Here is a 23,210-nt window from a genome sequence, read left to right as displayed (position 1 = left end):
ATCTTCGCGTGGAAGGAGATCCGCTTATTGCTGCAAAGTATCAATATCCGACCAGGGCGTCAGGCTTTCCAGTGCCGGCCGGGCAAAATAATAACCTTGCAGGTAACGCACCCCGGCCGCAACCAGCCAGTTAAGCTCAGCGGCAGTTTCAATGCCTTCTGCCAGCACTGTGGTGCCCTGTAGCTCACACTGAGCGATGGTGCTGCGCACTATCGCTTGCTTAGCCGGGCTTTGCTCTATATCCCGGATCAGTGCCATATCCAACTTCAATATATTGGGTTTTAGTGCCTGCAGCCACTCCAGATTGGCAAAGCCGGCTCCGTAGTCATCGATGGCCGTTAAAAAGCCATGCCGGGCATAGCTTTGAAAAATCCGTGTCAGGTGACCTTTGTCCGGAATTTCCTCCGTTTCGATCACCTCAAAAATAATTTTTTCTTTGCAAAATCCATAAAGCTCACTGGCTTCCAGCGTGGCTTGAATGCAGGTTTCCGGGTTATAAACTGCATTGGGCATAAAATTGATACTTAAATAGCTGCTGCAACCAAGACGAGCAGCGGTTTCAATGGCTTTTACCCGGCATGCTTGATCAAAGTAGTAGCGGTTGTCTTTGTTAACCTGGGCAAACACCCAGGCAGCCCCCTGCCCCTCTGGCCCCCGCACCAAAGCTTCATACGCAAATATCGACTGCTGCTGCCAATCAATAATAGGTTGAAATGCCATTTTTATGGCAAATCCCAACTCCTGGCCACTTAAACAATCGCTACAGGTCTGCTGTTTAATCCTGGCAGGAAAATCCATGCTCACGGCTCTCTTTTACGGCTATTACAAACAGTATAGTCACAGTTTTCAGCAGATTACAGCGCACGCTCCAAAGCTTTATCCGAATCTAAGCACCGTTTGACGAATCATAACCGGATTTTAGCAGCCATAACTTTGCTCAGGCTGTCTGCGCCAGGTTCAGCGACAAAAGCCAGTGGCTTCGCAGCCGTCTACACTGACAGCAGTACAGACTCCATGTATACTGGCACCCTTTAACGCTGGCTGATCCTGCCAAGGAAGAGCCCCGTATTTTGACGCTTTGCAGTGAGCAGAACCCATGAAATACAAAGATCTGCGAGATTTTATCGCGCAACTGGAGCAGCGCGGTCAATTAAAACGCATTGCGGTGGAAGTTGACCCTGTGCTGGAAATGACTGAAATCGCCGACCGCACCCTGCGGGCAGGTGGCCCCGCCTTGTTGTTTGAAAACCCCAAAGGCTCTACCATCCCGGTGCTGGCCAACTTATTCGGCACCCCGGAACGGGTCGCGCTTGGCATGGGGCAAGAAGAAGTTAGTGCGCTGCGCGAAGTGGGCAAGCTGCTGGCATTCTTAAAAGAGCCAGAGCCGCCAAAAGGGTTAAAAGATGCCTTTAGCAAACTGCCGATCTTTAAGCAGGTGCTGAATATGTCACCGAAAAAAGTACGCAAAGCCGCTTGTCAGCAGGTGGTACTGCAAGGTGATGAGGTGGACCTCACCAAGCTGCCTATTATGACCTGCTGGCCCGGTGATGCTGCTCCTTTGATTACCTGGGGCCTGACCGTAACCAAAGGACCGCACAAAGAACGGCAAAACCTTGGCATTTACCGCCAGCAATTGCTTGGAAAGAATAAAGTCATTATGCGCTGGTTATCGCATCGCGGTGGTGCATTGGACTTTTTTGAATGGCAAAAAGCCCACCCCGGCGAACGCTTCCCGGTTGCAGTGGCACTGGGTGCTGATCCCGCCACCATTTTAGGCGCCGTCACACCGGTGCCGGATACTTTGTCCGAATACGGTTTTGCCGGCCTGCTGCGCGGCGACAACACCGAAGTGGTGCAATGCATCAGTAACGAGTTGCAGGTACCCGCCAGTGCCGAGTTTGTGTTGGAGGGCTACATTGAAGCGGGTGAAATGGCACCGGAAGGTCCTTACGGTGATCATACCGGTTACTACAACGAAGTGGATGAGTTTCCGGTGTTTACCGTGACCCATATCACCCATCGCGAAGACCCTATTTACCACAGCACCTACACCGGCCGGCCACCGGATGAACCTGCCATTTTAGGTGTAGCACTGAACGAAGTCTTTGTACCCATTTTGCAAAAGCAGTTCCCGGAGATTGTCGATTTCTATCTGCCACCGGAGGGCTGCTCTTACCGCCTGGCCGTAGTGACGATGAAAAAGCAGTACCCTGGCCACGCCAAGCGGGTGATGATGGGGGTATGGTCCTTCTTGCGGCAATTTATGTACACCAAGTTTGTCATTGTCTGCGACGACGACATCAATGCCCGTGACTGGCAAGATGTGATCTGGGCCATCACCACCCGGATGGATCCGGCTCGTGATACCACGCTGGTCGAGAATACCCCGATCGACTACCTGGACTTTGCGTCGCCAGTCTCCGGCCTGGGCTCCAAGATGGGCATGGATGCTACCAACAAGTGGCCGGGTGAAACCGACCGTGAGTGGGGCGAGCCTATTGTGATGGACCCGGCAGTGAAGGAGCGGATCGATGCACTCTGGCCAAGCCTTGGCATCGAGTTACCCGACCAGCCATGACGACCTGTCGTATCCGCATTCAGCCGTCAGGCCTGACCTTTGAGGCCGAAGCTGGCGAAACCATCCTGCAAGCCGCGTTGCGGCATGGCATCGACTTTCCAAACCGATGCCGCCAGGGTGTTTGTACCAGTTGTGTCTGCCGGCTGCAAAGTGGTGAAGTGCGTTACGACTCGCCTTCACCCTTGACCGACATCGACAAAGCGCAAAAATTTACCTATGGTTGTTTAGCCTATCCGTTAACGGATCTGGTACTGCAACATCCATTTATACAAGCCTAAAGAGACCAGCATGATCCAAACCCAGTGCACCGTAGATGCCATCACCCCGCTCACTCCCTTTGTGCAACAGGTACTGCTAAGCCCACTGCAAGCAGTCGATTTTTTGCCGGGCCAGTACCTGCAATTGTGCTTAACGGAGCACGATAAACGGCCTTTCTCACTAGCCTGTTTACCCAATGGCAAGCAATTAGAGCTGCACATTGGCGCCTCCAAAGCGGATGAGTACAGCAGCCAGGCACTGAATTATCTGCAGCAACAGCTCCATACCAACCAACCAGTGATGGTTGAAGCAGGTCTGGGCCAGGCGCATCTGCGACCCAGCGACAACCCGGTACTGCTGCTGGCTGGTGGCACAGGATTTTCCTATGTGTACAGCATAGCGAAAGCACTGCAGCTGCAGCCACAGAAACGGCCGGTTTTTTTGTACTGGGGCGTGCAACAACAAAGCAGCTTGTACCTGCTCGAAGAATTGCAGCAATGGGCCAACAGTCACAACAGCTTCCGATTTATTCCGGTGGTGCAACAAGCCGATAACCAGTGGCAAGGCCGCACTGGCCTGGTGCACGAAGCGGTGCTGAATGACTTTATTTCACTGGATGCTTATGACATATACATCGCAGGCCCCTTCCCTATGGTTGGGGTGGTGCGTGATGCGTTTTTAAAACAAGGCGCGCATCGAGAACAGATGTTCGCCGATGCCTTTGCTTATATCTAGTATTACAGCCCGACAGCCACACTGGTCTAGCCAGTTCGGCTATGGCACAATGTGGTTCTCTTTGTTGACTGTGAGCTCACTATGACCCACCTGACTGAAATTAAAGTTCGGGGATATCACCTTGATATCTACCAGCATGTAAACAATGCCCGTTATCTGGAGTTTCTGGAAGAAGCGCGCTGGGGCTATCTGGAAGATAATGGTGATATTGAATTTTTTCGTGAACTTGGCCTGGCCTGGGTCATTGTCAACATCAACATCAATTACCGCGAAGCCGCTACTATGGGGCATACCCTGCAAATCAGCACTCAATTTAGTAAAATTGGTAGTAAAAGTGCGATGGTACGTCAGGAAGTACGGATAAAAGGCAGCGATCGTATTGCCGCCGATGCCGACATTACGTTTGTTTGCCTGGATCAGAAAACCGGCAAAGCGGTGCCCATCGAAGGAGCTTTAAAAGAGCGGCTGGAGCAGCAGTTACAAGGCTAATCCGGACACGCAAAGTTTAATTTGATCGGCCCGAATGCCTGGAGCGGCGTTGCAGGATTTCCTGCAATTGCTGAGCTGCACTTATCTCATCGCCACAGGGCACATACTTTGCTGCCATTAAGGCATCAAAGCCGTCTTTGCTCGGATCACTGGTGAGGCAGCCACGAGCGTTACGTATCGGCTGACTGCCATCCTGGATTTCCTGATAGCGCTTCTCTACGGTAATGCTGGGTTGCGCATGCCGTTGTATTTGCTGCGCCCGATGTGCACTGGCCAAATCATCCGTGTTTTGCAGCTGCTGCAAAGCACGATCCATCAGACTGCCTCTGCTTTGTGCAAAAGCCCGCCCCACTGCCTGGTTGCCTTGGGCGGTTTCAAGCGAAGGCTCAGGTACCTCAGCAGTTGACACTCCAGCATCCGCCGCTGTTTCGTTTGGCAGCGGCGGCATAGCAGCGGCCTCCTCGACAACCTGCAGCGCAGCAGCCAATTCTTCAGGTGTTGCTGGCTCAGGCTCATCGTGCGATATCGCCGGTTCGGCTACAGCGACTACAGGCGGCTGATAAAAATACGCCTCGATGGCCCGAGGTGACTCCAGGGTTGTAACCGGGCGTTGCCAACTGTGTTGCACCAGCAGCAAGCCGATAGCCGCATGCACCAGCACCGCCAGCAGCAGCGGAAAGCGCCAGCTCTGCCAGTAAGAGACCGAAATGAACTGCGCAGGCTCGGGCTCAGCGTCAAGCGGTATCTCCAACCATGGAGAGGGCTGTGATATCAAGCGCGGCTCCGCCTGCAATGTGAACGTGCTGTATAGACCGCGCTTAATTTAAAAGATTCATTAACAATTAATAAGGGTTGCCGGGCTGGTAAGCAGGGATCTGCCGACCATCGATTGAAATGCGCATCGGCTGCACGCTGCTCTGATGACTTTGCAGCTGATACTGATCGCCCGCTACCAGGCGATAACGCAGCAGATGATCAATAATCACCGGCTTTCCACACTCTGTTTGCCGAAAACGGCTTGCTGCATCCGCCCGCAGCAGATACACCTCGTGCGATCCATACACCTCGGTTTGGCCATCGCGCGCCACCCAGAGCGCGGTTTGCTCTGAAACGGCAATCCCTGTCAGATTGCGATGGGCAGGATGAGCCAGAAATACCATCAAACGCCCCATACGATCACGCTGTTTAAAGTGGGTGTCAGTAATAGTGCCCCTTAGCATCGGCGCCTGCAAAAAATCGCCACTGAATTTAATGTTCGGATCACAAAAATCCTGCACCACCTCGCTGGAAACGGCACTGCCCACACCATCCGGGTTGTACACCACTTCGCCCAGAATCGTATTACCCGCCGAAGTACCACCAATAATGGCCCCTTTTTGGTAGGCGTAGTGCAGCTTTTGCTGCAAGCGGGTATCCTGCCAGTAGCGGATGTATTCGGACTGGTCACCACCGGCAAACCAGATAAACTCGGCAGTTTGAACCGCCCAGGCGACATAGTCACTGTTGGCTTTATCCCGGCTGTCAACAATCAAAGTTTCCACCGAGGCGGCCTGGGTCAGCTGTTGCAAATAGTCGTTGTAGCCAGCCCCACCGCGGGTGCGCAGCACCAGCACATTGCCACTCTGAATATGCGGGCGCACTTTCTGTACAAAGATATCGTCCACATCGGTACTGCCGCCCATCAGAATCACCCCGGCCCGCTCTTTATCCAGTTCCACACAGACATCCCCTGTGTAACCAACCGCATAGCGGGTAAGGCTGCCTGGCTTATCAGGTCTGGGGCCATAACCACAGGCTGCGGCATTGGCAAGAGCCTCTATACTATGTAGTAATTCGGACTGGTTATACTGGCTGCTGCAACCCCAAAGAGCGCACAGCATAGAAATGGAGAATAAAACACCTTTGATAGTCATAGCTTGACTCCACATTGACAGACAAGACTTCAAGCCGCGATGGCTTGCAGCACACAACTTGGTCAAAAGGATAGGCTATTCGTCAAACCATTCAGAGAGATGATAATCCGAGGCGCAGGCATGCAACCTGCTAGAGGCATAGCTCAGGCGAGACATATTGGTTGCTGGGTGAGCGTCATTCACTCGGTTACCAGAAAGTACCATGCCATCTACTATTCACTAATGCGGCTAATGTTGTCAAGTGGTTCAACTTGCTCACTGCTTGTTGTAAGTTGCCGCCATGCCTGCAATCGAACGGACCTGGACATACCGGCATTGGCCGGGCTGCTGGAGGGCAAAGCTAGCAGACTGCAGGCTTTTGGCAATGCTGTCGTCGGCAGCACCAGCTTGCGGAAACTGGCTTCAGCTTTTTTGCCATTAAAGGCGATCAATTGTAGTTGCCGGTGCTGTTGGAAAAAGCCGGCAAAATCATTCGGACTTTCATGGCGAATGGCACTGTCTAAACTGCCTTGCCGCTCACAATGCTGCAGCACATCCCACAGCGCAACCTGGTTGTTAAGCAACGCCTGCAAGCGCTCTGGATAAGATAAAGCCACCTCAAAGCCAAACAGCTCGGCCATGATGGACCAAAAGTGATTGCGGGGGTGGCCATAATACTGCTGCTGAGCCAGGGACACAGCACCCGGCATGCTGCCAAGCAGCAGCACACGCGCATCCGGGCGGCTGACCGGCGCCAGGCCGGTGAGTTGACTCATTGGACTTAGCGCTTACTGGCAGCCAGCTCAGGCTGGTACTGCAGTGCTTTCTTCCAGGCCAGGCGCGCTTGTTCCAGCTCCCCTTCTTGCTCCGCCAGCCAGCTAAGCAGTGCATACAGATAACCGTTGCCGGCGTGATCACGCAACCAATGCTGTACTTGCTTACGCAGTTGCAGTACGGATTTTCCCAGTGGGATTTGGCGTAAATACGGCCAGGCCAGCTCAATATCGGCCAGTGCCAGGGTGTTGACCAGCAAACGCTCTGCCTGCTCAGTCTGGCCCTGATTGGCTTTGGCCCAGGCTCGGCCAATGACCGCAGCGACCGATTTGCGCTCGCGCCCTGGTAAGGCTTGCCAGTATTCTGCCTGCTCGGAAAACTGCCCGCTTTGCACCAGACTGCTGATGGCTTTCGGGTAAATTTGATAGCGTTGTACCGCCCATTGCGACTTACTAAACCAGCGATGCTTCAGTGCAGCAGGCACCTGCTCCAGCAATTGCTGCCACTGCCCGGCCTGCTGCAGGCTGAACAAATACAACTGCCCCAGACCACAGGCTTTGGGCTGCTGGTCCACTTTGGCCTGCAGCAAATGCGCGGCTTGTGCAGCCTGCCCTTGCTGGATCAATAGATCGGCCTGCACGAACCAGGTATTTGGGTCCTCTGCTGCCAGTTGCTGGATCAGTTGCTCGGCCTGAGGCGTTTGACCGGCATAAAAGGCGGCATAACCTGCCAGCATGCGTTTTTCATCCTGATACTGCGAGTGCGCCAGCGATTGCTGCAGCAAGTTCGCCGCATCCTGCCACTGCTGCCGGGCAAACGCCCGCAACCCCTCCTGAAAAGCCTGCTCTGCTTTTTGCCGCCGGCGCCATTGCCAGAAACGCCAGGAGCGACTTGGCAGACGCCAGAGGGCCCGCAGCAGCTTGGCTGTCAGCCATAACAACAGGCCACTGACGAGCACAAGCACCACCAGACCCACCACTGTCATTTCCAGCGTATAGCCCGCCAACACAATGCGCACATAACCCGGCTCGGCCAGCACCAGAGGGCCCAGCCACATCGCTGCTGCCAGCAGCAGTATGATCAGCAGCAAACGTATCATCATAGCGCGTCTCCTGCATCCTCACCCAAGAGCTGTATGGTGCGCTGATAGCGTTGCAAGGCTTCCAGACTTTGCAGTGGAGCAATGTAGCCCGGGTGCAATTCCAGCCGGGCCAGCTCAACCAGGCGGGCTGACAGCTGCTGAGTGCCTGCATCGGAGGCCTCAAAATAGCGCTGCACTAAATCAGCAGCTTCGCGTAAACTGGCCTGAAGCAAAGCACTTTGCTGCTGCATGGCTGCCAGTTCGGCTTGCACCAGTTGTTGCTGCAAACGCTGCCGTAACAGGAATTGCTGCTCGCGGCTCAGGCTAAAATCATCTTCTGCCACACTGCGACGCACCTGCACCAGTTGTTTCAAGCCCTGTTGCCACAACCGCTGCCAGCGCTCACCCCAGCTGGAATCAGTGCCTTCTGCAGGCGTTGACAGTGCCTGCTGCTGATCTTTAAATGGCAGTTGCCGCGCCAGCTCCCGCAGTGATCGGATACTGAGCTGGATTTCGATCGGGTCTGGAATACGCAATCTGGACAAGGCTTGCTCGTCCTGACGAATGGCTTCACGCACGGTCAATAAAGCAGGCTCACCCAGACGGGCCAAACGGCTATCAGCACTTTTTAACAGTTGCAGACTGGTTGCTACATCCAACTCCAACCAGATTTTCTGGCTGGCCATCCGCAGCAGGTAATCCACCTCTGCCAGCAACCAGATACTGGGCGCAGCCCCTTGTTGTTGCTCTAAGCGCTGTTCAATAAAACGCAACTGCTGCTGAAATTGCGTTTGCTGCTGTTGCAGTTGGCGCCTTAGCTCATCCTGCTGCTGGCGTTGTTGCTGCTGCCATTGTGACAGCTGATCCTGTTGCTCATCTCTAAGCCGTTGCTGGCTGCGCTGCAGTTCAGTACGCTCATCATCCAACTGACGCTCCAGGACCAGTTGCTGGCGCTGCTGGCTCTCCGTCAATTGCAGCCACTGTGGGTAAAGCCAGTAGCCTGCAGCAACCAAAGCGCCCGTCAGTAGCAGGCTAACCAGTAAAGCCAGCCAGGCTATACCTCGCCCGGTTTTCACCACAGGATCGTGCAAGTCCGCTTCAGACAAATAACGCATCTCATCGCCGGACTGCGTCGCCTTAGCGGCATTTGCCGGTGGCTGCTCAGTTACCTTATCTGCTTCGCTGGCTTTGCTTGGCTCACTGCTCATAAATAATCCCTCTTGTAATGACATATCGCTGCCATAAGCGCAGTATCGTTGGCATTATCTGCCAGTATAATCTTGCTGACCGGGATGCCAAGTGCCAGCGCCGAATCGTGCATGCGCGGACTGACCAAAATCCAGTGCCGACTGCGCAACCAGTCATGGCCGGCAACCGGCAGCAATGAGAATAACCGGCGCAGAATTTCTTCACTGGTGACCAGAATGCAACTGACCTGCTGCTGCCAGAGAGCAAACAGCGCCTCACCATCCAGCTCAATCGGCACCCGATGATAGCTTTGCACATAACGCACCCGGGCACCGCGTTGCTGCAATCCTTGTTTCATCAGCTCGCGGCCACTCTGACCACGCACGATCACAATGTTCTGACCATCGACCTGCTGCATGCAGGGCATCGACAACACTCCTTCACTGCGCTGATCGTCCGGGTACACTACCTCCCGCCCGGTCCATTGCTGCAAAACCGATGCGGTGGTCTGGCCAACCGCACGCAGTGGAGCTTTGAGCTCACTGGCGTCCAGTTGTTGCTGCAACGATGTCACCGCGCTGACGCTGACAAACACCAGCTGATCGGCCTGCTGCAACCACTGCAGCTCCTTTGGCTTAACGGGTACCAGTTGGGTGGCAATCAGCGGCTGGTACAGATAAACCAGACCAAGTTCATCCAGGCCGGCCAATAAGGCATCCGCTTTGCCTGCCGGCCGGGTGATTAACAGTGTCTGAGCACTCATCACCGCTCCTGGTAGGCAGCAGCCAACAGTGCAGCCGCCCCCTGTGCCAGCAGCGCTTCCGCCACCTGTACACCCAAAGCTTCCGCTTGCTGACGTGGCGCTTTGGCTTCGGCCTGTAAAATCTGCCCACCATCCAGCGAGCCGACCAGACCACGTAACCAAAGGGTATCGCCGTCAAGTTCGGCATAAGCGCCAATCGGTACCTGACAACCGCCTTGTAAACGCCGATTCATTGCCCGCTCGGCCAGCACCCGATCCGCCGTATCGGCATCATGCAGTGCCGCCAGCAATTGCTGAATACGCGGGTCGTCGGCCCGGCATTCAATGCCGACAGCACCCTGGCCATTGGCAGGTAAGCTTTGCTCCGGTGCCAGCCAGCCGGCAATGCGCTGTTGAAAACCCAACCGAATCAAACCGGCCGCAGCCAGGATAATGGCATCAAAGTCGCCCTGATCCAGTTTGGCCAAACGGGTATTGACGTTGCCACGTAAATCTTTGATCACCAAATCCGGTCGCCGGGCTTTTAACTGACACTGCCGGCGCAGGCTGGAGGTGCCAACCACAGCCCCAGCCGGTAACTCCGCCAGACTGGCGTAACGATTGGAAACAAAGGCATCGCGCGGATCTTCACGCGGGCAAATGGTTTGCAACGCCAGGCCTTCAGGGAAAGCCACCGGCACGTCTTTCATGCTGTGCACGGCAATATCAGCCCGGCCATCCAGCAAAGCCGTTTCCAGCTCTTTGACAAAGAGGCCTTTACCGCCGATTTTAGCCAGCGGCGTATCCAGGATTTTATCGCCCTGGGTCGACATCGGCACCAGTTGGACCATTATTCCAGGATGGTGCTTTTCCAACTCGGCCTTGACATACTCGGCCTGCCACAACGCCAGCGCGCTTTTGCGGGTGGCAATTCGTACCATCTGGCTCATGTCAATTATCCTTGTCTGTCAGCAACAGCCGCTGCAAAAAACTGCTGATATCAGCGACTTCCTGCGCGCAGACACTGTGCTCCATCCGGTAGTCGTGCCAACTGACCGCAAAGCCCTGCTTTTTAAGCGCATGAAACGCCTGCTGGCCACCTGCGATGGGTACCACCGGATCCTGCACGCCATGGCCAAAAAAGACCGGGGTTGCTTTGTTGTGAGGCAGGGCTTCATCTGACAGTTTTTCTGGTGCACACATATAGGTGGATAAGGCCATCACACCAGCCAGCTTATAAGGCAAGCGCGCCAGCAAATGCAGCGCTATCACGCCACCCTGGCTAAAGCCGGCCAGCACAATCCGCTCGGAGGGCATGCCTTGCGCGATCAGTTGATCCAGCAACTGCTGCACTTTAGCCGCAGAGTCACGCACTCCGGCTTCATCGGCCCGGCTTAATAAGTCCATGCTTTTAATATCGTACCAGGAGCGCATTTCCATGCCACCATTGATGGTGACCGGCTGCACCGGCGCATGAGGGAAAATAAAGCGAATGCCGGCACCGGCGGGTAACCGAAGTTCAGGCACTATGGGGGCAAAACCATGGCCGGAGTCGCCGAGGCCATGCAACCAGACGACTACGGCCTTGCAAGGCCCCTGGGCTGGCGTATCAACAAAAGGAAGTACTGTCATGCTATTGCTCTAATTGAATGACAACACCAGCTTACTTACTGGCGGCATCGTTAATCAAGGCCAAAAATTTCAGGCCGGTACGGTTCTCTATTTCATACTCTGCCGCCACTTGCAGTAACGGCGTTACACTTGGTAGCTACCCACAACGGATGCAGGGTGGCATCGGCTAATTCGTCATATTCACGATCATTCGCTGCGTCACCTGTTTGCTTTTGCTGCTAAGGATGCGATTATAGAGCCTCTGGCAATTTATGAAATACATCACCATGCATCCAAGCTATCGCTTTTGTTCGTTGCGTACTCGCATCCTGCTTGTGTCAGTTACCCTGCTGGCCCTGTCAGCCTGTGGTCAGAAAGGCCCCCTTACCTTACCACAACCGCCGGAAGCTGTCGCAGAAGAGCCGGTTACCGGGCCAGAAAATCCCGCTGTCGTTATACCAACTCGTCGTACCACAGAGTAAACCACATGGACCATTTTAATTACCGCGAGCAGCAACTTTTTGCCGAAGAAGTGTCACTTAGTGACATTGCTGCTCATTATGGCACACCTTGCTATGTCTATTCCCGCGCCACCATAGAGCGGCATTACCATGCCTTTGCCGACGCCGCCCAACATCATCCGCACCTGATTTGCTATGCGGTGAAAGCCAACAGCAATATTGCCGTACTGGACCTGCTGGCCCGGCTTGGTTCTGGCTTTGATATCGTCTCCGAGGGTGAACTACGCCGGGTGATAGCCGCCGGCGGTGACCCTAAAAAAGTGGTTTTTTCCGGTGTGGCCAAAACCGCCGATGAAATGCGTTATGCCCTGCAGCTCGGTATTAAGTGCTTTAATGTCGAGTCTGAAGCCGAATTAAACCGGCTGCAGCAGGTTGCTCAAGAGCTGGATCTATCTGCCCCTGTCTCCATCCGGGTCAATCCGGACATAGACGCCAAAACTCATCCCTATATTTCTACCGGCTTAAAAGCCAATAAATTCGGCATTGATATCAACGACGCTGAACGCATTTATCAGCAAGCAGCGGCCGCCTCGCATTTGCAGGTGGTCGGTGTCGATTGCCATATCGGCTCGCAACTGACCGAAACCCAACCTTTCTTGGATGCATTGGATAAGTTGCTAGCCTTAATCGATCGGCTAAAAAGCCACGGCATTCAGTTACAACACATCGATGTCGGCGGTGGCCTCGGGGTGCGCTATCAGGATGAAACCCCGCCGCACCCCAGTGAATATGCTGCCGCTGTGGTAGAGCGGTTAAAACCTTACCCGGAACTGACGCTGATTTTCGAGCCAGGACGCGCCATTATGGCCAATGCCGGTGTGCTGCTGACCAGAGTGGAGTACTTAAAACCAGGTCAGGAGAAAAACTTCGCCATTGTCGATGCCGCCATGAACGATTTAATCCGGCCAGCGCTTTACAGTGCCTGGCAGGCCATTGTACCGGTGCAGCAACAAGTTGCTGGCAAACCGCAGTTGTACGATGTAGTGGGCCCGGTCTGCGAAACCGGTGATTTCCTCGGTAAAGATCGGCTTTTAACCATTGCTGAAGGCGATTTACTGGCAGTGCGCTCCGCAGGCGCCTATGGTTTTACCATGAGCTCCAATTACAATAGCCGGCCTAGAGCGGCCGAAGTGCTGGTGGATGGCAGTAAGAGCTACCTGATCCGGCAGCGTGAATTATGGCAGGATCTATGGCGCGGCGAACACACTCTCCCATGAATGCACAGCGACCCGATAAGCGTGGTACCTTGTTGCAGTTTTCCAAAATGCACGGCCTTGGCAACGACTTTATGGTGGTGGACAATGTCAGCAACAATGTGTACATCACACCGGAACAAATCCGCCGGCTGGCCGATCGCAATTTTGGCATCGGCTTTGATCAACTGCTGATGGTAGAGCCACCCTATGATCCGGATCTGGACTTTCATTACCGCATTTTTAATGCCGATGGCTCCGAAGTCGAGCAATGCGGCAATGGCGCCCGCTGCTTTGCCCGTTTTGTCCGCGCCCGCGGTCTGACCAACAAGCACAAAATTGGTGTTAGCACCAAGTCGGGCACCATTCAGCTACTGGTGGAGCAGGATGGTCAGGTCACCGTCAATATGGGGGTGCCACAACTGGAGCCGGATCGCATTCCCTTTAAAGCCCAGAAGCAGGAAACCACCTATATTCTGCGGGCCGATGATCAAACGCTGTTGGCCGGTGTAGTTTCAATGGGCAACCCTCATGCTGTCACCATTGTCGAGCAACTGGAAGCAGCCCCGGTCGATATTCTCGGGCCGTTATTTGAACTGCACGAGCGCTTTCCTGAGCGGGCCAATATTGGCTTTATGCAAATTCTTAATCCACAACATATTAAACTGCGAGTCTGGGAGCGCGGCGTTGGCGAAACCCTGGCTTGTGGCACCGGTGCCTGCGCAGCTGTGGTGATAGGTGCGATGCAAAAGAAACTTCAACAACAGGTGCGGGTGGATTTACCCGGTGGCAGCCTGACCATTCGCTGGCAAGGTCCGGGGCAACCAGTACGGATGACCGGCCCGGCCACCCATGTGTACGATGGACAAATTGTATTATGAGCAAGAGCAAGGACAACAAACCCCTGACCGCAGCCGAGCTGCAGGCCGATGAGCAACTGATGCAGGCAGCCCTGGTGATTGATCATCTGCAGCAGCATCCGGACTTCTTTTTGCAGCACCCGGGGCTGCTAACAGAGCTGCGCCTGCCGCACCAGCAAAAAGGTAGCATCTCGCTGGTCGAGCGCAAGCTGGAGTTGCAGCGCGAAAAAATTAACGCGCTGGAAGAAGAAATTACCCGCTTAATGAGCATTGCCCGTCACAATGAGCTGATTTTCAAAGCGCTGAACCAGCTGCATGTCGATTTGATGCAGTGCCAACATGCAGAAGAGCTGCAACAACATCTACAGAGCTTTACTGCCGCCATGCCCGGTGTGCACGCCTGCAAACTGTTTTCCTTTGTCGATAGCAGTAACCAGCCCGATTTTAACCAGTTTGAACTGCTGCTAAATCGCCGGCTCAATGGCCGTAAGCTCTATTTGGGCCGGCTCAATCATGAAGAGCAGCAGCATATTTTCCCGGCCAGTATTCATTCGGTAGCACTGCAATTGATCCAGGTGCAAGACAAGCCACTGGCTTTGCTGGCTTTTGGCAGTGAGCAGGACGACCATTTCCAACCGGACATGGACAATTTATTCCTCGCCCATCTGGCTGAGCTGGTAGTGCGGGTGCTCTCTCCGGCCCATCATGCCGCCTAAAACCGGACAAACCGCTTTGCCAGCCAGCCTGGCAGAGCCGCTGGAAAAATTCCTGGCGAACTTGCGCAACGAGCGCAATTACAGCCGGGCCACGCTAAGCAGCTACCGCCAACAGCTGGAAACCATAGCATTGAAGTTGCCGGTCCACAGCTGGCAGGACGTCACCCAAACCATGCTGCAACACCTGCTGATGCAGGATTTTCAGCAAGGTCTGGCGCCCCGTTCACTGGCACTGCGCGCCGCCAGCCTGCGCAGCCTGTTTCGGTTTTTACAGGCAGAAAATCCACAGGCCATCAACCCGGCACAACATCTGAAAGTGCCCAAAGCCACGAAAACCCTGCCGAAACAGCTTGATGTTGATCAAATGCGTCACCTGCTGGATGTAGAGCCGGATGATACTTTGGGGTATCGCGATCGCGCCATGCTGGAACTGTTTTACTCGTCTGGCTTACGCTTAGAAGAGCTGGTCAATATCAATCTGCCGGATATCAGTTGGACGGAGCAGCAGTTACGGGTGCGCGGCAAGGGCAGCAAAGAACGTATGGTGCCGATTGGCCGCTACGCCATCAGAGCCTTACAAGCCTGGTTGCAGCACCGACCTGAACTGGCAGGGCCTAAGCTTCCAGCAGAGGACAGCCAGGCGCTGTTTTTAAGCCTGCAACAGCAGCGCATTTCCACCCGCCAGGTACGGCAGCGGGTCGAGCGCTGGGCCAAACTGCAGGGGCTGCCACAATCGCTGCACCCGCATATGCTGCGCCATTCCTTTGCCAGCCACTTGCTGGAATCCAGTGGCGACTTGCGCGCCGTGCAAGAGTTGCTTGGCCACGCCAACTTAAGCACCACCCAAGTCTATACCCACCTGGATTTCCAGCATCTAGCCAAGGTGTACGATGGCGCGCACCCCAGAGCAAGGAAGAAAAGTTAATTGCACTTCATGTTCGGAAACACGTAAAGTAACTCGCCTCTTGAATCATAAAAATAAACAGTGCAGCTGTCTACGTGAGCATGTCCTAAACCAATTCTATCTGGCGAAATCGGGACAGAATTCCCGCCACCAGCTGGACGTTTACTGAAGCTACCTCCCGTTTTAGCCAAAGCACTAACAAAAGCCATTTTCGCACAGTCGCTCAACAGAGCGGACGCATCATCAGAAAATTGCCCTCCCCCAGCCATAATATCCTGAAAAAAAAGTCCTTCTATATAGGTTTGCTGCGCTGCCAGGTTAACTACTAGATTGCCATTTTCATCAGGATTCACAAAGAAAGCCACTTCATTCCAAGGGCCATCACTACTAGGTGGTACCTCATGCTCAAACACATAGCGTTGTGTCGCCCCCTGCACCCTTCTTTCCCAGGTTACACTCAAGCCTAGGCCACCTTTGCTGGCCTGGGCACCAACACTGGTGATACTTAACCGCTCAAATGCACCCTGTACGCTGCGATAGCGGCCTGAAGCCAAAGCCTGATTAAAACGCTGTTGAACACCGTACTGCAATTGAGCCCGAACTCTGTGAGATAGTGCTGCCTCTATGGCTCTTTCGGTTGGATTACCAGCAGGGCATCCTCCTGCGCTAGCAGTCGTCACCTGATGCAAGGGTGAGCTTTGCAAAGTATCCAGTCGTGCTTCATGGCTGATTTCACGCAGTAATAGGGTGTATCGGCCAACGCTGTCGCTAAAGTCCTTAAGTAACTGTCGTAAACCAGCCGCAACCGGCCGTGCCTGAATATGCAGTTGCAAGTCACCAGCCTCCCCACCCTGACCGCTGTGGTAATGATAAAAGGCATAACTTTGGCCTGAGTGCAGGTTCAGCACATACAGCTCCCCGGGCTGGCTATAGCAAGCTCGACTGCCCCGCTCTAAGTGATGGCCAGGCAGGGCCTCGCATGAAATGGATAATGTTGCTTTGCGATTGACTAAAGCCCGGGCAGCCGACTCACTGCAATTGTCACAAGCAATCACCTGATGCCACTCCGTTGCCCCGCCCCTGAAAGAAAGCAGCAATAAACCAAAGCTCAAGAAAAAAATTCGTACAATCACTCATTGCACTCCAAGAAAAAAACAGGTTGCATACTATCGAGCAAAACAAAAAAAACACAAGAAATACAGCACTTAGTTTACATCAATCGCGCAAATAAAAAGCATTCAGACGGATAATTTGACGTGTTTTTCCATGCCATACACGTAATACTAACCACTGGTTCAGTCCAAGCATTGAAGCTCACAGAGTACAAAAAGACATGCATATCTTTAAAAAACTTTACACGATTAAGATCTTATCATTCGATTTGGACGATACCCTGTACGACAACCGGCCGGTCTTGCTGGCGGCCGAACAAGCGATGCTGCACAGCTTACAGCAACAACTGGCGCCTGAGCTGCACAAACCGCTGGATTACTGGAGTCAGCAGCGCTGGCATCTGGGCCAGCAAACACCGGACATTCGGCACGATATTGGCCGTTGGCGCTTGCTGGGACTGGAAGCAGGGTTAATTCAGCTTGGGCTGGCAGCGTGCGAAGCCGGCGAGGTAGCCGAAACTGCTTATCAGGCCTTTTGGCAGGCCCGCACCAAGATCACCATAGCACCAGAGGTGCGCCAGTTGCTGGTGCAATTAGCCAGCCGCTATCAACTGATCGCCATCACCAATGGCAATGCCTGCATTCAGCGCATGGGGCTTGATGATCTCTTTCAGTTTAGTCTGCAGGCTGGTCCGGATGGCCGGATGAAACCCTTTCCGGATCTATTTCTGGCCGCCGCCAAAAAGCTGCAGCTTCCACCACAACAGATCCTGCATATCGGCGACAGCCACCGTGCCGATGTGATGGGCGCATTAAACGCCGGTTGCCAGGCCGCCTGGCTGGATCACCAGCAAAGCTCAGTCCCTGTATTGCCGCATATCCGGCTCACCGAGCTGTCGCAATTAACCAAACTGCTGGGCTAAACACTGGATATTCATCCACCCAAGTCTTGGCCTGCTGCTTAGGCCTGTTATAATGGCTTTTTCTGCAATCAATGAGTGCCCCGATGGATGTATCAAGCCTGCTGGATGATCTGAACGACCCCCAACGCGAAGCTGTGGCAGCGCCGCCACAGCATATGCTGGTGCTGGCAGGGGCTGGCAGTGGCAAGACCCGGGTATTGATCCATCGCTTGGCCTGGTTGATGCAGGTCGAGCGGGTGGCACCATACAGCTTGCTGGCGGTGACTTTTACCAACAAAGCAGCGCAGGAAATGCGTGGCCGTATTGAGCACACCGTGGGCGTCAGCTTGCACAACCTCTGGATGGGCACCTTTCATGGGTTGTCGCACCGGCTATTGCGCACCCACTATCAACAAGTGGGCTTGCCGCAGGGCTTTCAAATTCTGGACTCTGACGATCAGTACCGGTTGATCCGCCGGGTCCTGAAAAGCCTGAACCTGGATGAAAAACACTGGCCGGCCAAACAAATCCAATGGTTTATCAATGCCCGCAAAGACGAAGGCGAGCGGCCCGGCCAGATTGAAGCCGGTGGTGATTTCAGCCTGCAAACCATGGTGAAGATTTATACCGCCTATCAGGATGTCTGCGATCGGGCCGGTCTGGTCGATTTTGCCGAGATCTTGCTGCGATCGGTCGAGTTATTGCAGCAACACCCTGAAGTACGGGCACACTATCAGCAGCGCTTTCGGCATGTGCTGGTGGATGAGTTTCAGGATACCAACGCCATTCAGTACCGCTGGCTAAAACTGCTGGCAGGGCCGGACAGCAAAGTGATGATTGTCGGCGATGACGATCAATCGATTTATGGCTGGCGTGGCGCCAGGGTCGAGAACATTCAGAGCTTTCTGCGCGATTTCAATGAGCCTGTCACCATCCGGCTGGAGCAAAACTACCGCTCCACCGCCACCATTTTAAAAGCGGCCAATGCGGTGATTGCCAACAACAGCGATCGGCTGGGCAAAGACTTATGGACCGATGGCCGTGAAGGCGAAGCGATTTCCGTCTATACCGCTTTCAATGAACTGGATGAAGCCCGCTTTATCGTTGGCCGTATCAAAGACTGGCAGCAGCAGGGCAATACCCTGACCGATACAGCGATTTTGTACCGCAACAATGCCCAGTCCCGTATTCTGGAAGAAGCGTTGATCCAGGCGGGGTTAAATTACCGCATCTACGGCGGGCTGCGCTTTTATGAGCGCCAGGAGATCAAAGATGCCTTGGCGTATCTGCGACTGATTGCCAACCGCAACGACGATGCCGCTATTGAGCGGGTGATCAACACCCCGGCCCGCGGTATTGGCGAAACGACCTTGGCCAAGGTCCGGGCCGAGGCTCGTGAGCAGCAACTGACGCTCTGGCAAACGCTGCAACAGCTGCTTGCCACCAAACAGCTCTCTGGCCGGGCAGCCAATGCCATTGGCCAGTTTATCGAATTAATTGAGCAGCTTAGCCAAGCCTGCGACGACTTGCCGCTGCACGAACAAGCCGAGCATGCCATCAAGCGCTCTGGCCTCTATGCCATGTATCAGGCAGAAAAAGGTGAAAAAGCCCAAACCCGGCTGGAAAACTTAAACGAGCTGATCACCGCTTGTCAGACCGCCCCCTACCAAGCCGACGAGCAAATGACTCCACTGGAGTCCTTTCTGGCCCAAGCTGCGCTGGATGCCGGTGATTATCAGGCCGACAAGCATGCCGATGCGGTCCAGTTGATGACACTGCACAGTGCCAAGGGATTGGAGTTTCCACTGGTGTTTATCAACGGCCTGGAAGAGGGCATGTTCCCCAGCCAGCAAAGCGCCGATGAGCCCGGCCGGTTGGAAGAAGAGCGGCGGCTGTGTTACGTCGGCATGACCCGGGCGATGCAAAAGCTGTACCTTTGCCATGCCGAAAGCCGGCGGGTTTATGGCCAGGAACATCATCAATTGCCTTCGCGTTTTTTACGCGAAATCCCCGAACAATACCTGGAGCCTATCCGTCTGACGACCCGGGTGGTGCAGCCGGTAAGTAGCGGTCGCTTTAGTCAGCAAGCCAGCCATGTTGCCTTTGAGAACACCGGCTACAAACTGGGCCAGCGGGTGCTGCACAGTAAGTTTGGCGAAGGTACTGTGCTGAATTACGAAGGCAGCGGCCCTCAGTCGCGTATTCAAATCAACTTTGATGAAGTCGGCAGCAAGTGGCTGGTCACGGCCTATGCCCGGCTGGAGGCCATCGCCTGATGTTGGGGCAGCAGCTGCCTGACTGGCTCAGAGCCGCCAGCGCGGCGCATTGCCGGCTGCCGGTGGTATTCAGTGGCAGCAACAGCCGCTTATTGCCCCAAGTACAACAGCTGCTGCAACACTACCAACCGGACAAGCTATGCTGGATTGGCCCAGATGCACCGGCTGGTGCACTGGTACCTAGCCGGCAACACAAGCAGCTCGGCACCGAGTGCGACTGGCTGATCATTAATGCAGAGCAAGGCTTCCCAGCCGATTTGGTTGCTGCCGTCAGCGGCAGCCTGAAAGCGGGCGGTCTTTGGTTGCTGCTGACACCAGAGCCTGAGCAGTGGATGCAACAACCGAACCCTGACCATCGCCATCTGCTGCCCTATCCACTGGATGCAAGCAAACATCAGGGTGATTTTCTGCGGTTTTTCTGTCAGCGCTTGCAGCAATGCGAACTGGCCTGGCTGACACCCGATGAAGTGCTGCAAGCCCCCATCTTTCCGAAAATTACCACCCGTGAACCAGCACCGGTACCTTATGCCAGCCTCGAGCAGCAAGCTGCGGTTGCCGCCATTCATAAAGTGGCGCAGGGCCATCGCAAACGGCCCTTGGTGCTGACAGCCCATCGTGGACGGGGTAAATCAGCGGCACTGGGCCTGGCCGGCGCTGAATTAGCGCAACACGATAAACAAATCCTGCTGACTGCGCCCAATGAGTCAGCTGCCGCTATCTGTCAGCAGCACTTTCGTGCTCATGTCAGCACAGAGCAGCAATCGCAGCTGCGTTACCTGCCGATTGATGTACTGCTAAAACAGCAGCCGCACGCCGACTTGGTGCTTGTGGATGAAGCAGCCGCCATTCCCACCCCTTTGTTGCAGCAGCTGGTGCAGGCCTATCCCAGAGTCGTTTTTGCTACCACCGAACATGGTTATGAAGGTACCGGCCGCGGCTTTCAGTTGCGTTTTCAGGCCTATTTGCAGCAGCACTTTGCTGGTTATAAACAGCTGCAGCTCAAGCAACCCATTCGTTATGCGGATGGCGATCCACTCGAGCAACTGTTGTTTCATAGCTTGCTGTTAAATCTATCGGAACAGGATCCGCTATGGGATGGCGCTATCAATGCATTGCAGTTGCAACAACTAAACTCCGGCCAGCTGCTTAAGCAGCCTGAGCTGCTGCAATCTTTGTTTCATTTGCTGTCTTTGGCGCATTACCAAACCAGAGTCGATGATCTGGCTGCACTACTGGACAACCCTCAACTGGAAGTTTTTGCCCTGCTGCATGATGATAGCCTGCTAGCCTGCGCTCTGGTTAGTCTGGAAGGCGAGTTGCCGGAGTTACTCAGCAAAGAAATTTTGCTTGGTAAGCGGCGGGTACAGGGGCACCTGCTGGCCCAAAGTCTGGCGTTTCACCTGCAACAACCCGAACTAACCCAACAGCAAATGGCCCGTATCCAGCGCATCGTAGTGCACCCCAAGTTGCAGGGGCAAGGCCTTGGTACTGAGCTGCTAAGACGTATCAGTACGCACTATCAACCCACCCAACATTTGCTCGGTACCAGTTTCGCTTTATCAACACAAGTGCTGAGCTTCTGGTCAAAAGCTGACTTTGTGCCGGTGCGGCTTGGTGTTAAAGCCGATCAGGCCAGCGGTGAACATTCACTGCTGATGCTGCAGCAAAGCACTAAGCACCAAAGTACCATCAGGCAACTTGAAAGCTGTTTTCGCCGCCAGCTCTATGATCAGGTCCCGGCCCTATACCCGCAGCTTTGCCCTGAACTACTTCGACAATTAGTCACACCACCACAGCAAGCACTCAGTCAATTGGATTACCAGGCACTGATCCTGTTTGCCGATCAGCAGCGCCCTTTCGAGCTGGTGTATAGCCAATTGTTGTATTGGTTTAATCAGCATCTGCAGGAACTTGCAGCCGCAGATGCCGAGCTCTGCATAGCGCTGTTGTGGCAAAAGAAAAGCTTTGAGAATTTAGCGAACACCTGTGGTTTGACCGGAAAAAAACAAATCATCGACCGATTACGGCGCATTGTAGCAGCAGCATTGGCAACACCCGGCTCTCAGTAGCGTATCAGCCAAACTAATGTTAATCTGGCGTTTTAGCTGATGACCTTACTATGCTCTCGATTGCTGCTTTTACACTCTTCGCAAGCCTTACTGCTGAGGACTTTACGGCACAACAAGTGCGTTTGCTTCAGGTTGCGCTCGATACCGAAACGCTTAGTCAACAGCTGACAAAAGCTTATAGCAACTGTCAGCATGGTGAGTCAGCGATTCAATGGAACGCCTTGACCCAAGAGCTTGAAAGCTTGCCTGCTCTCAATGTGATCGAACAAACACTGGAACTGCCTATGGAGTCGTACCGGGACTTTGTCCAGACTCTAGCGCTGCTACCCTCCCGAAATGTCCGCCTTTGGCAAAACCGGGAGTTAGCCTGTGATGATGAGGATGGCAGGGAGCAACTATTCAGAGAGTACCGCGAGGCGTATTTTGCTTTAGAGCTCAGCCCACCACTGGATCTAAGCTTTGCAGATACTCTGGTACTCAGACAACAAAACCAGGTTCTGCAACAACAGCGTTATCAACAATTGATTGCTAGCAGCAACAGCATAACTATTGCGAACATTGTGCATAAGAGTGAGCTTTCCGCCATTGAACAAGCCAATTACCTGCACCTGGATTACCAAAGCGATTATATCTTTCGCAGCCAAAAAGGCTGGAAACACTATCCGCCTCTCTTTCTTGGGATGCACCGTTACTTATCTGCAGCAGAGCTGGCCGACGATAGCCAGCAATGGCTCATCTTCCTCAACCATCAGCAACACTTTATCAGCGCCGTACCTCTTACAGAAGCCAGATCGTATCTGGAGTTACTTGGCCCAGAGCATTGGAGCTTTGATCGACACGGCAACCTGAAACGCAATCCTTGAAGTCAATTCTCGTTTCTAGTGGCTCCAGGCTGAGACGCTCGTTCAGATCGACATCAACATGTTTGACTGAGCGACTAGCGAGGGAGTTGTTGTGGCGAGCCTGAAGGAGCGTCTCAGCCTTCGCGGATAGATGTGAGTCAGGCGCATAAAGCAAAAAGCCCACTCAAATGAGTGGGCTCTTGGCTTTATTGGGTGCCTGGCGGTGTACTACTCTCGCATGGCGAATGCCACACTACCATCGTCGCAGCTGCGTTTCACTTCTGAGTTCGGAATGGAGTCAGGTGGTTCCACAGCGCTATTGCCACCAGGCAAAAACTGTTTGTCTGTCTTTAACTAGCAAGCTGATTTCGATAGCGTGCATACAAGCCACTTGGGCGTTGTATGGTTAAGCCTCTCGGGCAATTAGTACAGGTTAGCTTAACGTGTCGCCACGCTTCCACACCCTG

22 protein-coding genes and 1 rRNA gene are annotated in these 23,210 nt (G+C 54.0%); 12 read left to right on the top strand and 11 right to left on the bottom strand.

The genetic code is table 11. The annotated features are described in order from the left end of the window. Positions 1–24 precede the first annotated feature (24 nt). On the bottom strand, positions 25–798 hold the full coding sequence (locus ABC502_RS11540) for an EAL domain-containing protein (RefSeq protein ID WP_345916143.1): 774 nt from the start codon (positions 796–798) through the stop codon (positions 25–27). A gap of 298 nt (positions 799–1,096) precedes the next feature. On the opposite strand from ABC502_RS11540, the gene ubiD reads away from it, so the two are divergent. The 4 genes from ubiD to ABC502_RS11520 all read left to right on the top strand — a co-directional run bounded on the left by ubiD (position 1,097) and on the right by ABC502_RS11520 (position 4,060). Continuing rightward, positions 1,097–2,578, top strand: a complete 1,482-nt coding sequence (gene ubiD, locus ABC502_RS11535) for a 4-hydroxy-3-polyprenylbenzoate decarboxylase (protein WP_330088786.1) — start codon at positions 1,097–1,099, stop codon at positions 2,576–2,578. Then, positions 2,575–2,856 (top strand): 2Fe-2S iron-sulfur cluster-binding protein, encoded by a 282-nt coding sequence (locus tag ABC502_RS11530; RefSeq protein ID WP_330088785.1) that lies wholly within the window; start codon positions 2,575–2,577, stop codon positions 2,854–2,856. The genes ubiD and ABC502_RS11530 overlap by 4 nt, the downstream gene beginning before the upstream one ends. Positions 2,857–2,866: 10 nt before the next feature. Further along, complete coding sequence (gene fre / locus ABC502_RS11525) at positions 2,867–3,571, top strand: NAD(P)H-flavin reductase (protein WP_330088784.1); 705 nt, start codon at positions 2,867–2,869, stop codon at positions 3,569–3,571. Between the two features lie 81 nt (positions 3,572–3,652). After that, positions 3,653–4,060 carry a thioesterase family protein gene (locus ABC502_RS11520; RefSeq protein WP_330088783.1) on the top strand — a complete coding sequence of 136 codons (408 nt, stop codon included), beginning with the start codon at positions 3,653–3,655 and terminating at the stop codon, positions 4,058–4,060. Between the two features lie 16 nt (positions 4,061–4,076). Here ABC502_RS11520 and ABC502_RS11515 read toward each other — a convergent pair whose 3' ends face one another. The 8 genes from ABC502_RS11515 to ABC502_RS11480 all read right to left on the bottom strand — a co-directional run bounded on the left by ABC502_RS11515 (position 4,077) and on the right by ABC502_RS11480 (position 11,369). Then, complete coding sequence (locus tag ABC502_RS11515) at positions 4,077–4,835, bottom strand: hypothetical protein (RefSeq protein ID WP_345915992.1); 759 nt, start codon at positions 4,833–4,835, stop codon at positions 4,077–4,079. Positions 4,836–4,902: 67 nt separating this feature from the next. Further along, positions 4,903–5,973 (bottom strand): cyanophycinase, encoded by a 1,071-nt coding sequence (locus ABC502_RS11510; RefSeq protein WP_345915991.1) that lies wholly within the window; start codon positions 5,971–5,973, stop codon positions 4,903–4,905. Positions 5,974–6,185: 212 nt separating this feature from the next. Next, positions 6,186–6,728 (bottom strand): DNA-deoxyinosine glycosylase, encoded by a 543-nt coding sequence (locus tag ABC502_RS11505; RefSeq protein ID WP_345915990.1) that lies wholly within the window; start codon positions 6,726–6,728, stop codon positions 6,186–6,188. 5 nt (positions 6,729–6,733) lie between these two features. Next, entirely contained in the window at positions 6,734–7,828 is a 1,095-nt protein-coding gene (locus ABC502_RS11500) for a heme biosynthesis HemY N-terminal domain-containing protein (RefSeq protein WP_330088779.1), read from the bottom strand. Then, complete coding sequence (locus ABC502_RS11495) at positions 7,825–9,015, bottom strand: uroporphyrinogen-III C-methyltransferase (protein ID WP_330088778.1); 1,191 nt, start codon at positions 9,013–9,015, stop codon at positions 7,825–7,827. The genes ABC502_RS11500 and ABC502_RS11495 overlap by 4 nt, the downstream gene beginning before the upstream one ends. Beyond that, positions 9,012–9,758: a uroporphyrinogen-III synthase gene (locus ABC502_RS11490; RefSeq protein ID WP_330088777.1), complete on the bottom strand. Its 747-nt coding sequence runs from the start codon at positions 9,756–9,758 to the stop codon at positions 9,012–9,014. The genes ABC502_RS11495 and ABC502_RS11490 overlap by 4 nt, the downstream gene beginning before the upstream one ends. After that, complete coding sequence (gene hemC, locus ABC502_RS11485; protein ID WP_330088776.1) at positions 9,758–10,687, bottom strand: hydroxymethylbilane synthase; 930 nt, start codon at positions 10,685–10,687, stop codon at positions 9,758–9,760. The genes ABC502_RS11490 and hemC overlap by 1 nt, the downstream gene beginning before the upstream one ends. A gap of 1 nt (position 10,688) precedes the next feature. Next, entirely contained in the window at positions 10,689–11,369 is a 681-nt protein-coding gene (locus ABC502_RS11480) for an alpha/beta fold hydrolase (protein WP_330088775.1), read from the bottom strand. Positions 11,370–11,835: 466 nt separating this feature from the next. On the opposite strand from ABC502_RS11480, the gene lysA reads away from it, so the two are divergent. The 4 genes from lysA to ABC502_RS11460 are packed head-to-tail and all read left to right on the top strand — an operon-like array spanning position 11,836 to position 15,563. Further along, entirely contained in the window at positions 11,836–13,086 is a 1,251-nt protein-coding gene (gene lysA / locus ABC502_RS11475; protein ID WP_345915989.1) for a diaminopimelate decarboxylase, read from the top strand. Then, positions 13,083–13,943, top strand: coding sequence for a diaminopimelate epimerase (dapF, locus tag ABC502_RS11470; protein WP_330088861.1), 861 nt, complete (start codon positions 13,083–13,085; stop codon positions 13,941–13,943). The genes lysA and dapF overlap by 4 nt, the downstream gene beginning before the upstream one ends. Then, a complete protein-coding gene (locus ABC502_RS11465; RefSeq protein WP_330088773.1) occupies positions 13,940–14,638 on the top strand; it encodes a DUF484 family protein in 699 nt (232 codons plus the stop codon). The genes dapF and ABC502_RS11465 overlap by 4 nt, the downstream gene beginning before the upstream one ends. Further along, complete coding sequence (locus ABC502_RS11460) at positions 14,628–15,563, top strand: tyrosine recombinase XerC (RefSeq protein ID WP_345915988.1); 936 nt, start codon at positions 14,628–14,630, stop codon at positions 15,561–15,563. Before ABC502_RS11465 ends, ABC502_RS11460 begins: the two co-directional genes overlap by 11 nt. On the opposite strand, the gene ABC502_RS11455 is transcribed toward ABC502_RS11460, so the two are convergent. After that, the gene (locus tag ABC502_RS11455) at positions 15,560–16,375 is read right to left on the bottom strand and encodes a hypothetical protein (RefSeq protein ID WP_345915987.1); all 816 of its coding nucleotides are present in this window, start codon (positions 16,373–16,375) and stop codon (positions 15,560–15,562) included. The two genes, ABC502_RS11460 and ABC502_RS11455, sit on opposite strands and share 4 nt — an antisense overlap. A gap of 500 nt (positions 16,376–16,875) precedes the next feature. Between ABC502_RS11455 and ABC502_RS11450 the strand changes: the two genes are divergently transcribed. The 4 genes from ABC502_RS11450 to ABC502_RS11435 all read left to right on the top strand — a co-directional run bounded on the left by ABC502_RS11450 (position 16,876) and on the right by ABC502_RS11435 (position 22,764). Then, the gene (locus tag ABC502_RS11450; RefSeq protein ID WP_330088770.1) at positions 16,876–17,577 is read left to right on the top strand and encodes an HAD-IA family hydrolase; all 702 of its coding nucleotides are present in this window, start codon (positions 16,876–16,878) and stop codon (positions 17,575–17,577) included. 83 nt (positions 17,578–17,660) lie between these two features. Continuing rightward, complete coding sequence (uvrD, locus tag ABC502_RS11445) at positions 17,661–19,832, top strand: DNA helicase II (protein ID WP_345915986.1); 2,172 nt, start codon at positions 17,661–17,663, stop codon at positions 19,830–19,832. Next, complete coding sequence (locus tag ABC502_RS11440) at positions 19,832–21,901, top strand: GNAT family N-acetyltransferase (protein ID WP_345915985.1); 2,070 nt, start codon at positions 19,832–19,834, stop codon at positions 21,899–21,901. Before uvrD ends, ABC502_RS11440 begins: the two co-directional genes overlap by 1 nt. 50 nt (positions 21,902–21,951) lie before the next feature. Further along, entirely contained in the window at positions 21,952–22,764 is an 813-nt protein-coding gene (locus tag ABC502_RS11435; protein ID WP_345915984.1) for a hypothetical protein, read from the top strand. A gap of 194 nt (positions 22,765–22,958) precedes the next feature. Here ABC502_RS11435 and rrf read toward each other — a convergent pair. After that, positions 22,959–23,073: ribosomal RNA gene (gene rrf / locus ABC502_RS11430) — 5S ribosomal RNA — on the bottom strand. Positions 23,074–23,210: the final 137 nt, after the last annotated feature.

Source organism: Alkalimonas sp. NCh-2 (assembly GCF_039631345.1).
GTDB classification, from domain to species: domain Bacteria; phylum Pseudomonadota; class Gammaproteobacteria; order Enterobacterales; family Alteromonadaceae; genus Alkalimonas; species Alkalimonas mucilaginosa.
This window is presented reverse-complemented; position numbering and strand designations above follow the sequence as displayed.

Excerpts from the sequence above, each read along its gene's own strand:
- ABC502_RS11450 (WP_330088770.1), top strand. The coding sequence starts at position 16,876 with ATGCATATCTTTAAAAAACTTTACACGATTAAGATCTTATCATTCGAT.
- hemC (WP_330088776.1), bottom strand. The coding sequence starts at position 10,687 with ATGAGCCAGATGGTACGAATTGCCACCCGCAAAAGCGCGCTGGCGTTG.
- ABC502_RS11440 (WP_345915985.1), top strand. The coding sequence starts at position 19,832 with ATGTTGGGGCAGCAGCTGCCTGACTGGCTCAGAGCCGCCAGCGCGGCG.
- ABC502_RS11510 (WP_345915991.1), bottom strand. The coding sequence starts at position 5,973 with ATGACTATCAAAGGTGTTTTATTCTCCATTTCTATGCTGTGCGCTCTT.
- ABC502_RS11530 (WP_330088785.1), top strand. The coding sequence starts at position 2,575 with ATGACGACCTGTCGTATCCGCATTCAGCCGTCAGGCCTGACCTTTGAG.
- ubiD (WP_330088786.1), top strand. The coding sequence starts at position 1,097 with ATGAAATACAAAGATCTGCGAGATTTTATCGCGCAACTGGAGCAGCGC.
- ABC502_RS11490 (WP_330088777.1), bottom strand. The coding sequence starts at position 9,758 with ATGAGTGCTCAGACACTGTTAATCACCCGGCCGGCAGGCAAAGCGGAT.
- ABC502_RS11495 (WP_330088778.1), bottom strand. The coding sequence starts at position 9,015 with ATGAGCAGTGAGCCAAGCAAAGCCAGCGAAGCAGATAAGGTAACTGAG.
- lysA (WP_345915989.1), top strand. The coding sequence starts at position 11,836 with ATGGACCATTTTAATTACCGCGAGCAGCAACTTTTTGCCGAAGAAGTG.
- ABC502_RS11460 (WP_345915988.1), top strand. The coding sequence starts at position 14,628 with ATGCCGCCTAAAACCGGACAAACCGCTTTGCCAGCCAGCCTGGCAGAG.
- ABC502_RS11480 (WP_330088775.1), bottom strand. The coding sequence starts at position 11,369 with ATGACAGTACTTCCTTTTGTTGATACGCCAGCCCAGGGGCCTTGCAAG.
- ABC502_RS11540 (WP_345916143.1), bottom strand. The coding sequence starts at position 798 with ATGGATTTTCCTGCCAGGATTAAACAGCAGACCTGTAGCGATTGTTTA.
- dapF (WP_330088861.1), top strand. The coding sequence starts at position 13,083 with ATGAATGCACAGCGACCCGATAAGCGTGGTACCTTGTTGCAGTTTTCC.
- ABC502_RS11500 (WP_330088779.1), bottom strand. The coding sequence starts at position 7,828 with ATGATGATACGTTTGCTGCTGATCATACTGCTGCTGGCAGCAGCGATG.
- ABC502_RS11505 (WP_345915990.1), bottom strand. The coding sequence starts at position 6,728 with ATGAGTCAACTCACCGGCCTGGCGCCGGTCAGCCGCCCGGATGCGCGT.
- ABC502_RS11465 (WP_330088773.1), top strand. The coding sequence starts at position 13,940 with ATGAGCAAGAGCAAGGACAACAAACCCCTGACCGCAGCCGAGCTGCAG.
- ABC502_RS11520 (WP_330088783.1), top strand. The coding sequence starts at position 3,653 with ATGACCCACCTGACTGAAATTAAAGTTCGGGGATATCACCTTGATATC.
- fre (WP_330088784.1), top strand. The coding sequence starts at position 2,867 with ATGATCCAAACCCAGTGCACCGTAGATGCCATCACCCCGCTCACTCCC.
- uvrD (WP_345915986.1), top strand. The coding sequence starts at position 17,661 with ATGGATGTATCAAGCCTGCTGGATGATCTGAACGACCCCCAACGCGAA.
- ABC502_RS11435 (WP_345915984.1), top strand. The coding sequence starts at position 21,952 with ATGCTCTCGATTGCTGCTTTTACACTCTTCGCAAGCCTTACTGCTGAG.